At 69.5% G+C, this 15,880-nt stretch carries 15 protein-coding genes; 6 read left to right on the plus strand and 9 right to left on the minus strand.

The genetic code is table 11. The annotated features are described in order from the left end of the window. Positions 1-250: 250 nt before the first annotated feature. Positions 251-577: a hypothetical protein gene (locus tag DMC18_RS20695; protein ID WP_110121267.1), complete on the plus strand. Its 327-nt coding sequence runs from the start codon at positions 251-253 to the stop codon at positions 575-577. Here DMC18_RS20695 and DMC18_RS20700 read toward each other — a convergent pair. Both DMC18_RS20700 and DMC18_RS20705 read right to left on the minus strand, forming a co-directional pair. After that, a complete protein-coding gene (locus DMC18_RS20700) occupies positions 574-984 on the minus strand; it encodes a hypothetical protein (protein ID WP_110121266.1) in 411 nt (136 codons plus the stop codon). The genes DMC18_RS20695 and DMC18_RS20700 overlap by 4 nt on opposite strands. A 77-nt stretch (positions 985-1,061) precedes the next feature. Continuing rightward, positions 1,062-2,936 (minus strand): ABC-F family ATP-binding cassette domain-containing protein, encoded by a 1,875-nt coding sequence (locus DMC18_RS20705; RefSeq protein ID WP_110121265.1) that lies wholly within the window; start codon positions 2,934-2,936, stop codon positions 1,062-1,064. 89 nt (positions 2,937-3,025) lie between these two features. Here DMC18_RS20705 and ndk point away from each other — a divergent pair, with 89 nt between their 5' ends. Beyond that, complete coding sequence (gene ndk, locus DMC18_RS20710; protein WP_058350417.1) at positions 3,026-3,445, plus strand: nucleoside-diphosphate kinase; 420 nt, start codon at positions 3,026-3,028, stop codon at positions 3,443-3,445. Between the two features lie 91 nt (positions 3,446-3,536). Continuing rightward, on the plus strand, positions 3,537-4,046 hold the full coding sequence (locus DMC18_RS20715) for a hypothetical protein (protein WP_110121264.1): 510 nt from the start codon (positions 3,537-3,539) through the stop codon (positions 4,044-4,046). A gap of 3 nt (positions 4,047-4,049) precedes the next feature. Here the strand turns inward: DMC18_RS20715 and purN are convergent, their stop codons facing one another. Further along, a complete protein-coding gene (gene purN / locus DMC18_RS20720; protein ID WP_110121263.1) occupies positions 4,050-4,631 on the minus strand; it encodes a phosphoribosylglycinamide formyltransferase in 582 nt (193 codons plus the stop codon). Then, positions 4,632-5,669 carry a phosphoribosylformylglycinamidine cyclo-ligase gene (gene purM / locus DMC18_RS20725; protein WP_110121269.1) on the minus strand — a complete coding sequence of 346 codons (1,038 nt, stop codon included), beginning with the start codon at positions 5,667-5,669 and terminating at the stop codon, positions 4,632-4,634. Positions 5,670-5,794: 125 nt separating this feature from the next. On the opposite strand from purM, the gene rnd reads away from it, so the two are divergent. Both rnd and DMC18_RS20735 read left to right on the plus strand, forming a co-directional pair. Further along, positions 5,795-6,964, plus strand: coding sequence for a ribonuclease D (gene rnd / locus DMC18_RS20730; protein ID WP_110121262.1), 1,170 nt, complete (start codon positions 5,795-5,797; stop codon positions 6,962-6,964). A 204-nt stretch (positions 6,965-7,168) separates the two neighbouring features. After that, positions 7,169-8,902, plus strand: coding sequence for a response regulator (locus DMC18_RS20735; protein WP_233245323.1), 1,734 nt, complete (start codon positions 7,169-7,171; stop codon positions 8,900-8,902). 5 nt (positions 8,903-8,907) lie between these two features. On the opposite strand, the gene DMC18_RS20740 is transcribed toward DMC18_RS20735, so the two are convergent. The 5 genes from DMC18_RS20740 to DMC18_RS20760 form a co-directional block, all read right to left on the minus strand. Next, positions 8,908-9,195 (minus strand): hypothetical protein, encoded by a 288-nt coding sequence (locus DMC18_RS20740; protein WP_110121261.1) that lies wholly within the window; start codon positions 9,193-9,195, stop codon positions 8,908-8,910. 115 nt (positions 9,196-9,310) lie between these two features. Continuing rightward, positions 9,311-10,798, minus strand: coding sequence for a Ppx/GppA phosphatase family protein (locus DMC18_RS20745; protein WP_110133273.1), 1,488 nt, complete (start codon positions 10,796-10,798; stop codon positions 9,311-9,313). Between the two features lie 96 nt (positions 10,799-10,894). After that, complete coding sequence (locus DMC18_RS20750) at positions 10,895-13,123, minus strand: RNA degradosome polyphosphate kinase (protein ID WP_110121258.1); 2,229 nt, start codon at positions 13,121-13,123, stop codon at positions 10,895-10,897. Positions 13,124-13,215: 92 nt separating this feature from the next. Beyond that, positions 13,216-13,890, minus strand: coding sequence for a chromosomal replication initiator DnaA (locus DMC18_RS20755; protein ID WP_304529441.1), 675 nt, complete (start codon positions 13,888-13,890; stop codon positions 13,216-13,218). Positions 13,891-14,075: 185 nt separating this feature from the next. Then, entirely contained in the window at positions 14,076-14,891 is an 816-nt protein-coding gene (locus DMC18_RS20760) for a DUF2806 domain-containing protein (protein ID WP_110121256.1), read from the minus strand. A gap of 118 nt (positions 14,892-15,009) precedes the next feature. On the opposite strand from DMC18_RS20760, the gene DMC18_RS20765 reads away from it, so the two are divergent. Continuing rightward, complete coding sequence (locus tag DMC18_RS20765; protein ID WP_255580418.1) at positions 15,010-15,753, plus strand: EcsC family protein; 744 nt, start codon at positions 15,010-15,012, stop codon at positions 15,751-15,753. Positions 15,754-15,880 lie beyond the last annotated feature (127 nt).

Genomic DNA, 15,880 nt, shown 5'->3' on the forward strand with positions numbered 1-15,880 from the left:
CCGAAACGCTAAACAACATCACGGTCTCCGGGCTCCGCCCGGCCGCTCCGCGCCTCCCCACCGACTTTCGTGGATTTCCACGGGAGTGCGAGAGCCCATGCCTGCGCTGACCCCCTCCGGCCCTCCGGGCCACCTCCCCCAGAGGGGGAGGATCTGAAGCGCCAAGATGTTCCCCCTCTGGGGGAGCTGTCGCGGAGCGACTGAGGGGGTGCGCCGCAGGCGCTCCATCCCTTCCAAGCGGAGAAGTCCCATGCCCAAGTCCAAGCCGCCGCGCCGCCGCCTGCGCCGAACCTCCCGCAACCCCAAGCTCGACGCGGCCTATCGCGGCGTCATCGCCGCCTGCGAGCAGAACATCGGCCTGATCCAGAGAACCCTACGCGACGTCGAGAGTGTCGCTCACGACGCGCCGGCCGAAGAGCTGGCCAGCTTTCGTCAGGAAATGGAGGAAGGCGTGCGCTGCTGGACCAGCGTGAGGAACATGCACCTGGATGCGATGCAGCGGCCCAGTGAGCCGACATGGCCCGGTATCGAAAAGGCCCTGAGGCGGGCCGGCATCACCGAGCTGAAGCGCCGCTAGCGCTTGCCCACGCCCGGGAACATCGCCGCGTCGCCGTCGAATACGCCCAGATAGCCCAGCTCGCCCAGCAGCGGCGTCAGGTCTTCCAGCTTGTCGGCGCTGGCCCGGGCGGTCGCCAGTTCGCTGGGGCGGCCGGTCTGGTCGTGCAGGCGGTAGACCGTCCACATCTTGCCCTTCGGCGCCTCGGCGCCGGGGGCGAGATAGCGGTGCTCCCAGCCGACCAGGGCCGGGACGCGGCCGATCTCGACGTCGAACGGACGGTCGCGGAAGGCCAGGTCCATCTCCAGCCGCGTGGCCTCGGCCAGGCGCTGGTCGAGCCAGGCGGCGAAGGCCTCCAGCACGCAGCCGGCCGACAATCCTTCCGGATTGGCGACGACGTGGTTGCGGCTGGCGAGGGCTGCGGTCATGTCGCAAGGGATACGACCGCAGGTCTGTCGGAACGGCTAAATCTCTTGGTTTATTGACGTTTACCGCGAGTGGGGGCTCAGCCCTCGGCTTCCGCCAGCTGCTCGGCCAGCTCCATCCACGCGGCCTCGGCCTCGTCGAGCTTGGCCTTGGCGTTGTCGCGGCGCTTCTCCAGCTCGGGAACCTTGGCCGGCGTCTTCACATAGAGCTGCGGGTCGGCCAGCTGGGCTTCCAGTTCGGCGAGATCCCGGGTCTTGCGGTTCAGCACCTGTTCGGCGGCCTCGACCTTGCGGCGCAGCGGCTCGATGGCGACCTTCTTGGCGGCCGGGGCGGACGCCGTCTCGGCCTTGGCCGGCTCGCGCGCCACCTGGGTCGGCTTCACGGCCTGCTTGGCGCGGTCGAGCACGAACTTGGCGTAGTCGTCCATGTCGCCGTCGAACGGTACGACCTTGCCGTCGGCGGCCAGCCAAAGACGATCGGCCACCAGCTCCATCAGCGAGCGGTCGTGGGTGATCAGCAGCACCGCGCCCTCGTAGTCGTTCAGGGCGTCGAGCAGGGCCCGGCGGCTGTCGATGTCGAGGTGGTTGGTCGGCTCGTCGAGGATCAGGACGTGCGGGGCGTCCATGGCCACCAGGTTCAGCAGCAGGCGCGCGCGTTCGCCGCCCGACAGGTTGGCGACCGTGGTCTCCTGCTTGTCGAAGTTCAGGCCCCATTGGGCCAGGCGCGAGCGGCGCGAGGATTCGCTGGAGTCCGGCATGGCCCGGCGGACGATCTCCAGCGGCGTATCGTTGGGATCCATCGCCTCGATCTGGTGCTGGTGGAACCAGCCGACCTTCATCTTCTTGTCGCGGTGCAGTTCGCCGGTCTGGATGTCGAGCGCGCCGGCGATCATCTTGGCGAAGGTCGACTTGCCCGCACCGTTGACGCCCAGCAGGCCGATGCGGTCGTCCAGGTCCATGCGCAGGTTGAGGTTCTTGAGGATCGCGCGGCCCTGCTCGTAGCCCACATTGGCCTTCTCCAGCCGGATCAGCGGCGGCGGCAGCGGGCGCGGCGGCGAGGGCAGGGTGAAGGGCGCGACGCGCTCCTCGATCGTGGTGGACACCGGCTCCATCTTGGCCAGGCGCTTCATCCGCGACTGCGCCTGGGCGGCCTTGGAGGCCTTGGCCTTGAAGCGGTCGACGAAGGATTGCAGGTGGGCGCGCTCGGCGTCCTGCTTGGCCTTGGCCGACAGTTGCAGGCGGGCCTTCTCGGCGCGGCGCTTTTCGAAGTCGTCGTAGCCGCCGGTGTAGAGTTCCAGCTTGCCGCCGGCCAGATGCAGCATGTGCGTGCAGCTGTTGTTGAGCAGCTCGCGGTCGTGGCTGACGATCAGGGCGGTGTGCGGGTACTTCTTCAGGCGCGCTTCCAGCCACAGGGCGCCTTCGAGGTCGAGATAGTTGGTCGGTTCGTCGAGCAGCAGCATGTCGGGCTCGGCGAACAGCGCCGCGGCCAGGGCCACGCGCATCCGCCAGCCGCCCGAGAACTCGCTCATCGGCCGTTGCAGATCTTCCTGGGTGAAGCCCAGGCCCGCCAGGATTTCCGAGGCCCGCGACGGCGCGGAGTCGGCGTCGATCTCGATCAGCCGGCTCCAGATCTCGCCCATCTCCTCGGGATCGGCCGTCTCCAGCCGGGTCAACAGGTCGTGACGCTCCTCGTCGGCCTCCAGCACGGTGTCGAGCAGGGTCACGGGCGTGGCCGGGTGCTCCTGGTCCACCGAACCGATGCGGGCGTTCTTGGGCATGCTGATCTCGTCGCCGGCGGCGATCAGGTGCCCGAGGATCAGCTTGAACAGCGTCGACTTGCCCACGCCGTTGCGGCCGATCAGGCCGACCTTGGCGCCGGGAGGCAGGCTGACGGTCGCCTTGTCGAAGAACCGGCGTCCCCAGGCGTCGAAAGTAAGTTCGTTGATCTGAAGCATGTTGGGAACGCGGGGTTGGCGGGGAGGAGGCGCCCGGCTATAAGCCCGCAACCTCCCAATTCACAAACTTTCTCTGTGAGATTTTCGGAATGACCGAACGCACCTTCTCGATCCTGAAGCCCGACGCGACCCGCCGCAACATCACCGGCAAGATCAACGCCGTGATCGAGGAAGCCGGCCTGCGCATCGTCGCTCAACGCCGCGTCCACCTGACCGAAGCTCAGGCCAAGAAGTTCTACGAAGTGCACGCCGAGCGCCCGTTCTACGGTGAACTCGTCGCCCAGATGACCGCCGAGCCGGTCGTCGTGCAGGTCCTGGAAGCCGAAGGCGCCGTGGCCAAGTACCGCGAAGTCATGGGCGCCACCAACCCGGACAACGCCGCCGAAGGCACCATCCGCAAGCTGTTCGCCCTGTCGATCGGCGAAAACTCGGTCCACGGTTCGGACAGCCTCGAGAACGCGGGCATCGAAATCGCCCAGTTCTTCACCGACGCCGACATCGTCGGCTAAGGCTTTCGAGCTTTAGAACGTGAAAAGGCCGGCGGGGCGACCCGCCGGCCTTTTTGTTTGGAGCGCAGGAGGCGCTCGAAGGGGGGCGGGAATGATCGACACCAAGCGCCTGAGCGTACTTGTGGAGCGCGAGCTGGAGGCGATAGCCGATGCAAGGGTCAGGGATCTCGTCAGGAGCCTGCTCGTCGAACCCAGACCGGTCTTGCGCGACTGGGACTATGGCGAACCTGGCCAGCAATACGTCTGCTGGACCGTCGTGGAGGACTGCGCGCGTTCCGATGTCGCCATCGCCTACTGTGAGCAGGGCTTCGGTCCGGCTAGTCCGTGGGGCTTGGTCTGGAGCCGCGAAGATGCGCGTGGCGAGGGATCGATCGGCATGGACAGCGCCTGGTTCTTCACGTTGGAAGAGGCGGTCTACGAGTCCGTGGCGTCCTCGCTGCCAATCTGGCGGCTGTACGGGCGGGACGGCGCGCTTAGCGAGGAGATGGACTGGGACGCCGCCTGGAAGGCGTGCGCTTCTCTGCGAGCCGCCGATCCGGGCGGGTTCTACGCCGTGGACTGCACACGGGGAAAAGACCGCGGCGAGCCCGCAGCGGACTGAATCTCAAAGCCCCCGCACGAACTGGCCCAACACCGCCGGATAGAGCCTGTGCTCTTCCTTCAGCACCCGCGCCGCCAGGGCGTGATCGTCGTCGCCGGCTTCGATCGCCACCCGCGCCTGGCCCAGGATCGGACCTTCGTCCACCCCGGCCGTGACCAGGTGCACCGTGCAGCCGGCCTCCGCATCGCCGGCCGCAATGGCCCGGGCGTGGGTGTCGAGGCCCGGATACTTGGGCAGCAGGGACGGATGGATGTTCAGCATCCGGCCTTCCCAGGCGTCGACCAGGAAGGGCGTCAGGATCCGCATGTAGCCGGCCAGGGCGATCACCTCGATCCCGCGCTCGCGCAGGGCCGCATCGACCGCGCGCTCGTGGGCCTCGCGGTCCTTGCCGAACGGCTTGCTCGGCACGCACAGCGCCTCGATCCCGGCCGCTTCGGCGGTGGCGAGGCCCCCAGCGTCGGCCTTGTTGGCCAAAACCAGGGCGATCTCGAACGGGCAGGCCGGGTCCTTGGCGGCGCGGACCAGGGCCTCCATGTTGGAGCCCCGGCCCGAGATCAGGGCGGCGACCTTGGTCTTCGCAGTCATTTAGGCCGCGGCCAGCTGGCCGCAGACAAAGGCGTCTTCGCCTGCGTTGAGCAGGGCGGCGAGCACCGGCTCGACGTCCGACTGGGCGACGATCAGGATGAAGCCGACGCCGCAGTTGAAGGTGCGGCGCAGTTCGTGGGCGTCGATCTGGCCAACCTCCTGCAGCCACTCGAACACGGGCGGCAGCGGCCAGGCGTTCCAGTCGAATTCAGGAACCAGGCCCTCGGCGATGCAGCGCGGCGGGTTCTCGATGAGGCCGCCGCCGGTGATGTGGGCGCCGCCCTTGACCCGGCCCGACTGAAGCAGCGGCAGGAGCGACTTCACATAGATGCGGGTCGGAGCCATCAGGGCCTCGGCCAGCGTCTTGCCGTCTTCGAAGGGGCAGGGGGCGTCCCAGGCCAGGCCCGAACGCTCGACCACGCGGCGCACCAGCGAATAGCCGTTAGAGTGCGGACCCGACGAGCCGATGCCGATGATCACGTCGCCGGCCCGTTGCTTGTCGAGCTTGGGCAGCACGCCGTCGCGTTCGACCGCGCCGACCGAGAAGCCGGCCAGGTCGTATTCGCCGTCATTGTACATGCCCGGCATCTCGGCGGTCTCGCCGCCGACCAGGGCCGCGCCGGCCAGCTTGCAGCCCTCGGCGATGCCGGCGACCACGCTCTTGGCGGTCTCGACGTCCAGCTTGCCGGTGGCGAAGTAGTCCAGGAACATCAGCGGCTCGGCGCCCTGCGCCAGCAGGTCGTTGACGCACATGGCCACCAGGTCGATGCCGACCGTGGCGTGCATGCCTGCGTCGATGGCGATCCGCAGCTTGGTGCCGACGCCGTCGGTGGTGGTGACCAGCAGGGCGTCCTCGTAGCCGGCCGCCTTCAGGTCGAACAGCGCGCCGAAGCCGCCGAGGCTGGCTTCCGCGCCGGGGCGGCGGGTCGCTTTCGCCAGCGGCTTGATGGCGTCCACCAGGGCGTTGCCGGCATCGATGTCGACGCCCGCCTGGGCGTAGGTCAGGCCGCCGGCTTGGTCGGTCTTCGGATCGCTCATCGGGTCGCTCATCTGTGGTTCCAGGCCCTTCGCGGACCCTCTCGGGCGCTTTGGGACAGAAAAGTGGCTGCTCCGCAACGCTTGACGCTTGCAGACTCGGGGGTGCGCGAGGCTATTAGCAGCCGATGACGCCGATCACCACCACCGCCGCGCTGGCGGAGTTCTGTAATGGTTTGAAGGGGCAGCCCTTCATCGCCGTGGACACCGAGTTCATGCGCGAGACCACCTATTGGCCCAAGCTCTGCTTGATTCAGGTCGCTTCGCCGTCTTCGGACGCCGTGATCGACCCGCTGGCGGACGGCCTCGACCTCGAGCCGCTGCTCGAACTGATGCGCGACGAGACCCTGCTCAAAGTGTTTCACGCCGCCCGTCAGGACGTCGAGATCTTCAACAATCTCAAAGCGATGCCAACGCCGCTGTTCGACACCCAGGTGGCCGGCATGGCCGCGGGTTTCGGCGAGCAGATCGCCTATGACGCCCTGGTGCGTCAGATGCTGAAGATCGAGATCGACAAGTCGAGCCGCTTCACCGACTGGGCGCGCCGCCCGCTGACCGACGCCCAGTTGGCCTACGCCCTGGCCGACGTGACGCATCTGGCGCGTCTGTTCCCGGTGCTGCGCGATCGCCTCCAGGAATCGGGCCGCCTGGCCTGGGTCGAGGAGGAGATGAAGGCGCTCAGCGATCCGGCCGCCTATGACGTCGATCCGGAAAAGGCCTGGCGCCGCCTGCGTCCGCGCAAGACGCAAGCCAAGTACCTGGCCGTGTTCAAGGCCGTCTCGGCCTGGCGCGAACGCACCGCCCAGCAGCGCGACCAGCCGCGCGGCCGCATCCTCAAGGACGAGGCCATCGACGAGCTGGCCACCCAGGCTCCAACCTCGCTGGACGGCCTGAACACCCTGCGCGGCGTGCCCAAGGGCTTCGGCGGCAGCAAGTTCGGTCCCGACCTGCTGGCCGCGATCAAGGCCGCCCTGGCCGATCCCGAGGGCTACGCCCCCGTGGTCGACAAGCCCGGCCCGCCGCCGCCGCCCTCGGCCGGCGCCGTGGTCGAGCTGCTCAAGGTTCTGCTCAAGGCCCGCGCCGAAGAAGCCGGCGTGGCGTCCAAGCTGATCGCCACCGTCTCGGATCTCGAAAAGATCGCCGCCGACGACGAGGCTGAAACCCCGGCCCTGCAAGGCTGGCGTCGCGACGCCTTCGGCACGGACGCCCTGAAGATCAAGCGGGGCGAACTGGCCCTGGTGCTCGACGGGACCAAGGTCCGCGTCGTCGAGGTTCGCCGGGCTCCCCGTCCGGCCTGATACCGTCGTTCCGGCGGCGCGACTCAAAAGGGGTTGCGCCGCCGCCGACCCGGCGCGAAGAGCAAGCGCTGCTTTTGTGCAAGACGGCACAGCGGCCATTTGGCCGACATGTTTTGACAAAATCATCGTGACCTCCGGGCGCTATAAGGGCGTCGCGGAGATGTCGGCCGTGGGGACGGCCGAAGACTGGGGATTTAGGTCGAGTTGGCGTACGCGGAACAGGATCCGTGGCTGGTCGGGGCCGCGCGCAGCTATGTGAGGCCCGCCAAGGCGCTGCGGCAGCAGATTCCGCTGCGTCTGTTCGTCATCGCGGTGATCTGCGCGGCCGTGGGAATGCAGCCATGGCTGGCCTTCATGTTCCCCTGGGCCCTGGGCTGCCTGGCCGCCCAGATCCTTCAGGCCGCCGCCTTGCGCGCCTTCGACCGCGACCCGGAACGTTGGATCCTGCCGTGCCTGGCCGCCGACTTCCTGCTGGCCGTGGCCTTCGGCTGGGCGTCCGTGCCGCTGTGGAAGACGGGCCTGCCCAGCGGCGCGGCCGGCGCGTCTCTGCTGCTGGCCGGCTCGATCCTGACGGCGCTGATGGGGGCCAAGGGCTCGCGCCTGGCCTTCGCCGCCACCGTCACGCCGCATCTGGCCTATCTCTTCCTGGCGCCCGCGCTGGTCGGCGGCCACCACGACCCGGGGATCCGGGCCTTCCTGGCCGGCTGCGGCCTGATGGCCCTGGTCACCGCCCTGGTGTTCGGCTGGTCGCGCCACACCCTGATGGCCGAGCGCGAGGCGAGGGCGGCCGCCGAAATCCGCCGCGAGCAGGCCGTGGCCGCCGACGCCGCCAAGAGCGCCTTCGTCGCCATGGTCAGCCACGAGCTGCGCACGCCGCTCAGCGCCATCCTGGCCGGGGCTGGCGAGATCGCCCGCACCTCGCGCGGCCAGGCCCGGGGCAAGGCCGGCCTGATCGCCGACGCCGGCGTGATGATGCGGGCCCTGCTCAACGATCTGCTCGATCTGTCGAAGATCGAGGCCGGGCGCATGACCGTCGAGTCGATCGACTTCGCGCCGCGCCTCCTGATCTGCGACACCCTGCGGTTCTGGCGCGCCGAGGCCCGAGACAAGGGCCTGGCGCTGCGCTTCACCGGCGGCCGCCACCTGCCGCGCTGGATCAAGGGCGACCCGGTGCGCCTGCGCCAGGTGCTCAACAACCTGCTGTCCAACGCCATCAAGTTCACGCCCGAGGGCCGGATCTGCGTGGCGCTGGAGATGACCCCGCGCGCCGAGGGCGGGCTGCTGCTGACCCTGGCGGTCACCGACACCGGGCCGGGCCTGGGCCCGGAACAGCTGGCGCGCCTTTTCACCGCCTACGACCAACTGGGCGCCGACACGGCCCGCACCTTCGGCGGAACGGGGCTGGGCCTGGCCATCAGTCGGGATCTGGCCCGCCTGATGGGCGGCGATCTCGCCGCCGAGCCGGTCGAGGGACCCGGGGCGCGCTTTGTGCTCACGTTGCCGGCCCCGGTCGGCGAGGAGCCGCCGGCGCCCGAGCCGCTGGACGCGTCCGCCGACGGCTTCGACGACGCGCCGACCGTCCTGGTGGTCGACGACCACGAGATCAACCGCCGCACCCTGGCCCAGGTGCTGGAGGCCTTCGGCCTGGACGTCACCCTGGCGGCCGACGGCGAAAGCGCGCTGGTGCTGGCCGGCGAGACGCGCTTCGACGTGGTGCTGATGGACGTCAACATGCCCGGCCTCGACGGCCTGGACACCACCCGCCGGCTGCGCGCCGACGGCCTCAACCAGCAGACGCCGGTGGTGGCGGTGACCGGCGCGGTCAGCCCGGCCGAGATGGCCGCCTGCCGCGCGGCGGGCATGCAGGATTTCGTCGAGAAGCCGTTCGAGGTCGCCGCCCTGCACGCCGTCCTGGTGCGGATGCTGGGCGCCGCCTAGGCGCGTCAGCCCATCAGGTGGACCACGGCCTGGCTGGCCGCCAGGCCCAGGGCGCCCAGCACCGCCAGATGATAGGCCGCGCCGAGCAGGACGGTCCGCTTCACCGACCAGCCCTCCTTGGCGCCGAACGCGGTCGCCACGTCCTGCTGCAACCGCCTGGCGGGGCTTTCGACAGCCTTCGAGCCGGCATTGGCCAATCGGACGATGTCGCCCCGTGGCGGGCTTGTCTGCGGCGGGCTCGCCGAAGGCGCTTGGATCTGGTCCTGATGTTCGTAGGCGACCTGCTTCTGCATGTCGGCTTTCTCCCCGTGCTGAGACGAGGAGCTTCAGCTTGGCGTGGCTAACAAACCATGCTCGCGGAACGTCGTTCCGCCTGCGACGCGCTGTCGCGGGCTCGAGACGCAGCGCCTAGAGCGGCGCGATCTTCAGCTTCAGGCCCAGCACCTGCGCCAGGGTCGAGGCCCGCTTGGCGGTCTGTTCGCCAAGCAGCATGGCCGCATAGCCTTCTTCGGCCGACAGCTGGACGTCGCTCTTGTCGATCGTCAGCCGCGAGCGCGACAGCAGGGCCGGACTGCGGCCCGAAAGATCGCAGCCCAGGCGGATGGCGGCGCCCAGGGCCCGGGCGCGCTTGATGCGGGCGGGGCTGAGCAGGCGCTCCAGCACGTCCAGCTCCGGCGGGGTGAAGGCCGTGGCGTGGCGGGCGAAGGCGGCCGCCGCCAGGAAAGCGCGTTCGGCGTGGGTCTGGCCGGCGATCGGGGCGCGCAGCACCTGCTCGAACACCAGGTCGGCGCGATGGTCCGGGTGCAGGCGGGCGCCGAGATCGGCCAGGCGGCAGGCGGCGGCCGTCAGCACCGCGTCGCGGCCCTCGAACAGCGGCTCCAGCTTGTCGAAGGCCGGCGTCAGCCAGGTCTGCAGCGCCACGCCCAGGTCGTCGGCCACGCCCTGGCGAGCCGTCAGCGAGGCGCAGCCCTCGATCAGCGGGTCCAGGCCCCGCACGCGCGGCGGCATGGCCTCGAACAGCAGGCCTTCGCGCACGCCGAAGGCCGAAATCTCGATGCGCTTGAGATCCAGGCGCTCGATCAGGCTTTCCAGCACGATGGCGGCGTAGGGCAGGGTCTCGATCCGCTTCTTGGACATGCCCTCGATGCGTTCGAGCGAACTCTTCGACTGGTGCGAGACGAGACGCGCGGCCTCCAGGGCCTCGGCGCGGCCGATCTCGTACTGGTGCACCACCTGCAGCGGATAACTCGACAGCCGCATGTGCAGCAAAGCCAGGTTCCGCCAGGCGCCGCCGACGGCGTGGAAGGTGTCGGCCTTGAAGGCCTCGGCCACGGGGGCCAGGCGCTGGGCGGCCAGGCGGCGCACGCGGTCGGCGTCGAAGCCTTCGGTCAGGCCCAGGCTGAACGGGCCTAGCGGCAGGGTCACGCCCTGGCCGGCGCCGGTCGTCTCCAGCCGCACCAGCTCCAGGCTGGCCCCGCCGAGGTCGCCCACGACGCCAGTGGCGTCCGGCGTTCCGGCCAGCACGCCGAGCGCGGCATAGCGGGCCTCTTCCTCGCCGGAGAGAATGCGGATCGAAAGGCCGGTCTCTTCCAGCACGCGCTTGACGAAGGCCGGACCGTCGGAGGCCTCGCGCACCGCGGCGGTGGCGGCAACGAAGGTCTCGGCCGGCTGCACGGCCTTCAGCACCGCCTTGAAGCGCTTCAGCGCCGCCATCGTCTGGGTGACGCCATCGGGGGCCAGACGGTTCTTGGAGCCGAGTTCGCGGCCAAGGCCGGCGAGCACCTTCTCGTTGAACACGGTCCAGATGGCGCGGCCTTCCAGCCGGTACACCACCAGGCGCACCGAGTTCGAGCCGATATCGATCACGGCCGCGTCGCGCGGCGCCGAGAGGGGCATGAGGCTGGTTTAACGCATTCGGCGCTCAGGGGAAGCGGCGGCCTTGGACGAAACCGTCGCGAAAGCCGTCGCTCCCCAGGTTTTGGGCGCCGGATCCTAGCGCTTGCGCTTGGGGCCCACGTGGTCGAAGGCCCGCGGCAGATCCTGCACGTGATGCCCGCGGCCCGACAGGCTGGGATTGGTCATGAAGTATTCGTGGGCCGAGAAGGCGCCCTTGCTCTCCCAGGCCGGATCGCGGGCGTAGTGGCCCTCGCTGTCGAGGCGCCAGCTCTGGGCCTCGTCGTTGAGGTTGGCGACCATGATCTGGCTCAGCACCTGCTGGTGCACGGTGGGGGTCTCGACCGGCACCAGGCTTTCCACCCGGCGGTCGAGGTTGCGCGGCATCCAGTCGGCCGAGCTGATGAAGGCCCGGGTCTGGGCGCTGGGCATGTCGGCGCCGTTGGCGAAGGCCACCACGCGGCTGTGCTCCAGGAAGCGGCCGACGATCGACTTGACCCGGATGTTCTCCGAAAGCCCCGGAATGCCTGGGCGCAGGCAGCAGATGCCGCGCACCACCAGATCGATCTGCACGCCGTCCTGGCTGGCGGCGTAGAGGGCGTCGATTATCTGCGGATCGACGACGGCGTTCATCTTGGCCCAGATGCCGGCCGGCTTGCCGGCGCGGGCGTTGGCCGCCTCGGCGGCGATCATCGCCAAGAGGTCGGGCTTCAGCGTCTGGGGCGAGAACGACAGCTTCTCCAGCGCGCCGGGTTGGGCGTAGCCGGTGATGAAGTTGAACAGCTTGCCGCCGTCGCGGCCCATGGCCGGATCGCAGGTGAAGAGGCTCAGGTCGGTGTAAACCCTCGCCGTCTGCGGGTGATAGTTGCCGGTGCCGAAGTGGCAGTAGGTGCGCAGGGACTCGCCCTCGCGCCGCACCACCACCGACAGCTTGGCGTGGGTCTTCCAGTCGACGAAGCCGAACACCACGTGCACGCCGGCCCGCTCGAGGTCGCGCGCCCACTTGAGGTTATTTTCCTCGTCGAACCGCGCCTTGATCTCCACCAGGGCGGTGACGTTCTTGCCGTTGTCGGCCGCCTCGATCAGGGCCGCCACGATCGGGCTGTCCTTCGAGGTGCGATACAGGGTCTGCTTGATCGCCAGCACGTTCGGGTCGCGGGCGGCCTGGCGGATGAACTGCACCACCACGTCGAAGCTCTCGAACGGGTGGTGGACGAGGATGTCCTTCTCGCGGATCGCCGCGAAGCAGTCGCCGCCGTGGTCGCGCACCCGCTCGGGGAAGCGGGCGTTGTAGGGCTTGAACTTCAGGTCCGGACGATCGGGCGGGATCAGCTCGCTCATCTGGGCCAGACCCAGCTTGCCGTCGACCAGCACCACGTCCTCGGGCTGGGCGCGCAGGCCTTCGGTGATGAACTCGCGCAGGTCGGCGGGCATGGTGGTCTGGATCTTCACCCGCACCACGCGGCCCAGGCGCCGCTTCTTCAGGCGCGCCTCGAACTCGCGCACCAGGTCTTCGGCCTCTTCCTCGATCTCCAGGTCGCTGTCGCGGATCAGGCGGAACAGGCCGCGGCCCTCGACCTCGTAGCCGGGGAACAGGTGGTCCAGGAACAGGATGATGAAGCTTTCCAGCGCCACGATCTTGCGTTCGCGCTTGCGGCCCTTCAGCGGGCCGGCCGAAAGCTCCCAGAAGCGCTGCACCTGGTTGGGGATCGGCGCCAGGGCGTAGAGGTGCTTGTCGTCCGAGATCCTGCGCAGCTTCAGCGCCAGGCAGAAACCCAGGTTCGGGATGAACGGGAACGGATGGGCCGGATCCACCGCCAGCGGCGTCAGCACCGGGAAGATGCGCGACTTGAAGATCTCCTCGGCCCGCTCGCGGTCGGCGCCGACGATGTCCTTGGCGTCCAGCAGCTTCAGGCCCTCGGCCCACAGCTCGGCGCGCACCTCGCGCCAGATCTTCTGCTGCTCGCTCATCAGCTCGAAGGCCGAGGCGTTGATGCGGGTCAGCTGCTCGCCCGGCGTCAGGCCGTCCTGGCTGACCACGCGCACGCCCTCGCGCACCTGGCCCTTCAGGCCGGCCACGCGGACCATGTAGAATTCGTCGAGGTTGTTGGCGCTGATCGACAGGAAGCGCAGGCGTTCCAGCAGCGGGTGGCGCGGGTTGGCGCTTTCCTCGAGGACGCGCTGGTTGAAGGCCAGCCACGAGAGTTCCCGGTTGAAGAACCGCTCGGGCGCGGCCAGCAGGTCTTCGTCGAGCACGAGGCGCGCGCGATCCTCGGGCGCGGTCTCCACCTTGTGAGGGGCGGGCGCGAGGGCGGCAGCGTCGGTCATCGTCTACTCCAGGGCAACGGTCCGCATCGTGACCGAGCCTGATGACAGCCGCAAGACAAACGCCGTTTCATCAAGCAGATCGAGGCGTTCCGTCAGTCCTCGAAGCTGTCCTCGTCGCCGAAGGCCACGATCTGGGCGGCGAAGGCGCGGGTGATTCCGCGACCGCCTTCCGACGCCGCCTCGTCCAGCAGCGCCACCAGGGCCACGGCCTCGGGCGCGCTGCGCGGGATGCGGCGCAGCAGGAAGGCGTAGACGTCGTCGGCGGGGCGGATCAGGCGGTCGGCGAAGGCGCGGCGCAGCACGGCCTCCAGCACCACGTCGTCGGGTTCGTCAATGAGGGCGGCGGTCAGGGCGTTGAGGCGCGAGCGCAGGTCCGGCACCACCGTCTGCCATTCGAGAGGCGCGGTCTGGGCCGTCAGCAGCAGGCTGCCGCCGTCGACTCCGGCCATGTTCAGCAGGTGGAAAAGGTCTTCGTCCGAGACCACGCCGCCCAGGGCGCGGCGGTCGGCGTCCTCGACCAGGATCGGGCGGCCGCGCAGGGCGGGCAGGTCCAGCGGCGCGAGGTTGGGATCGGCGGCGTCGATGATCACCGCGCCGGCCTGGGCGGCCCAGGCGCGCGCCAGGTGCGTCTTGCCGCTGCCCGACGGGCCGATCAGGGCCAGGCGGCCGTTGGGCCACTCCGGCCAGGCGTCGACGGCGCGCACGGCGTCCTCGTTGGCCGGCGAGACGGCGAAGTCGTCCCGCTCGAAACTGGGCGGACGTTCCAACGGCAATTTCAGCTGGCTCAAGGTCGGGGCGAAGTCACATGGTGAATGGGTTCGCAAGCTATAGGCGGCTGGGACTCCGACAGCGAGACGGCGAACGGGCGCGCTTGGGGATAGAGCGGGCGATAGGTGTGGACGCTGGTCCGGGGTGTGGACGCTAGTGTGGACGCCCGTGTGGATGGTTGTGGTCAGATGGTTTCCAGCACCGTCGCGCCGTCCGGCGCCACGGCGTGCAGCACGTGGAAGCGCGCGCCGGGACGTCGGCCGGCCAGCGCCTGGGCGATGCGGCGGGCGCGAGTCAACGCCGGTTCGTTCGAGGCCAGCCGCCGCCACTCCAGCCCGACCGGCGACAGCACATAGACGCCGAACGAGGTCGGGGCGGGCAGCGAGGCGCCCAGGCCGTGCTCGCCCTCCATCGTCACCGTCGCCAGCGAAGTGGCGGCCATCGGCAGGTTGAAGGTGTCGCCGCCGCCGGAGATCAGGCCGGCCGCCTCCAGGGCGACGGCTTCGGGCTTGCTGAAGCCGCAGGCCTCTTGGAACACCACGTCGTTCAGCGAATGGGCGGCGGCCGTTGCGAAGAGGCCGATGGTCCGCGACGGCAGCTCGGCCAGCAGGCGCATGGCGTGCACCGAGAAGCTGCCGGGCGACAGCATCTCGCCGGCCAGGACCATGCCCCACAGGGTCAGGGCCCGGTCGCCGTGGGCGCGTTCGACGTGATCGACGAAGGCGTTCATCCAGGCCGGGTCGACCGTGGCCTGGGTCCGGCCGCGCGTGGCGTGTTCGGCGATGCGGGCCACCGTCTCGCGCGCCGTCTGGCGGCGGGCGAACTCGCGAAGCTGGGTCGAGACCGCGCGGGACAACAGGGCGTCCGATCCCGTCGCCGCGCCCATCAGGTCGGTCGCGAAGGCGGGTGGGGCGTCGTGGCCTTCGGGGCCGGCGACGAGGCGTCCCAGAACGGCGGGACGGACGGGCGACGAGGTCGGCGTTTCAATCGACAGGTACAACGGACTCTTGGCCTCGCGCGGAATGCGTCATGATCCCGGCGGTCGGCGTGTCAAATCGGCCCGCCGCCGTGATTCTCAGCGACCTTCAGGCAAGGCTCGCGCCATTCCGGAGAGCCTCCTGGCCCAGACCGCCGCCACCGCCGACCTCGCCGCCTGGCGCGCCGAGATGACCAAGCCGCCCGGCGCGCTGGGCCTGGCCGCCCGCGCGGTGCAGCTGAAGATCAACAGGATCATCCCGGAAAAGGTCCACGCGGCGATCACCGCCGCCATGCAGGGCATGACCCGGGCCATTCTGACGGGGTCCGACTTCGCCACCGGCGCGCCGCTGGTCCAGGCCACGCTCGACGAGCGGCTGGTTCGCGTGCGGGCGGCCATCGACGGCTGGAAGAAGGCCGCCGCCGCCGAGGGCGGCATCGCCGGGGCAGGGGGCTTCGTCCTGGCCGCCGCCGATTTCCCGCTGCTGATGAGCTTCAAGATCAAGCTGCTGTTCGAGATCGCCGCCGCCTTCGGTCACGACGGCGCCGAGCTCTCCGAGCGGCTCTACATCCTGCACATCTTCGAGCTTGCGTTCTCGGACTCCGGGCACCGCGCCCGGGTGTTCGAGGCCATGGACGGCTGGGACCAGCGACAGCAGCCGACCGACCTCTCAAGCTTTGACTGGCGCGCCTTCCAGCAGCAGTACCGCGACCACATCGACCTGGCGAAACTGGCCCAGCTCCTGCCGGTCGTCGGCGCGCCGGTCGGGGCGATCGTCAACTGGCGGCTGGTCGAGAAGCTCGGCCACACGGCGGTGATGGCGTACCGGATGCGGCTGGAATCTCTTCCACCTCTCCCAGAGGGAGAGGGAGGGGCCCATGCGTAGCATGGGAGGGTGAGGGGTTAGGGACCTTTCCGGATAAGGCGCGGATCAAGGGTGACGGGACCGCCAGCAGCGTACGCCCTCACCCTCCCACCGCTTCGCGGCGGGCCCCTCCCTCTCCCCACGGGAG

The organism is Caulobacter sp. D5, from assembly GCF_003185805.1.
GTDB lineage: Bacteria > Pseudomonadota > Alphaproteobacteria > Caulobacterales > Caulobacteraceae > Caulobacter.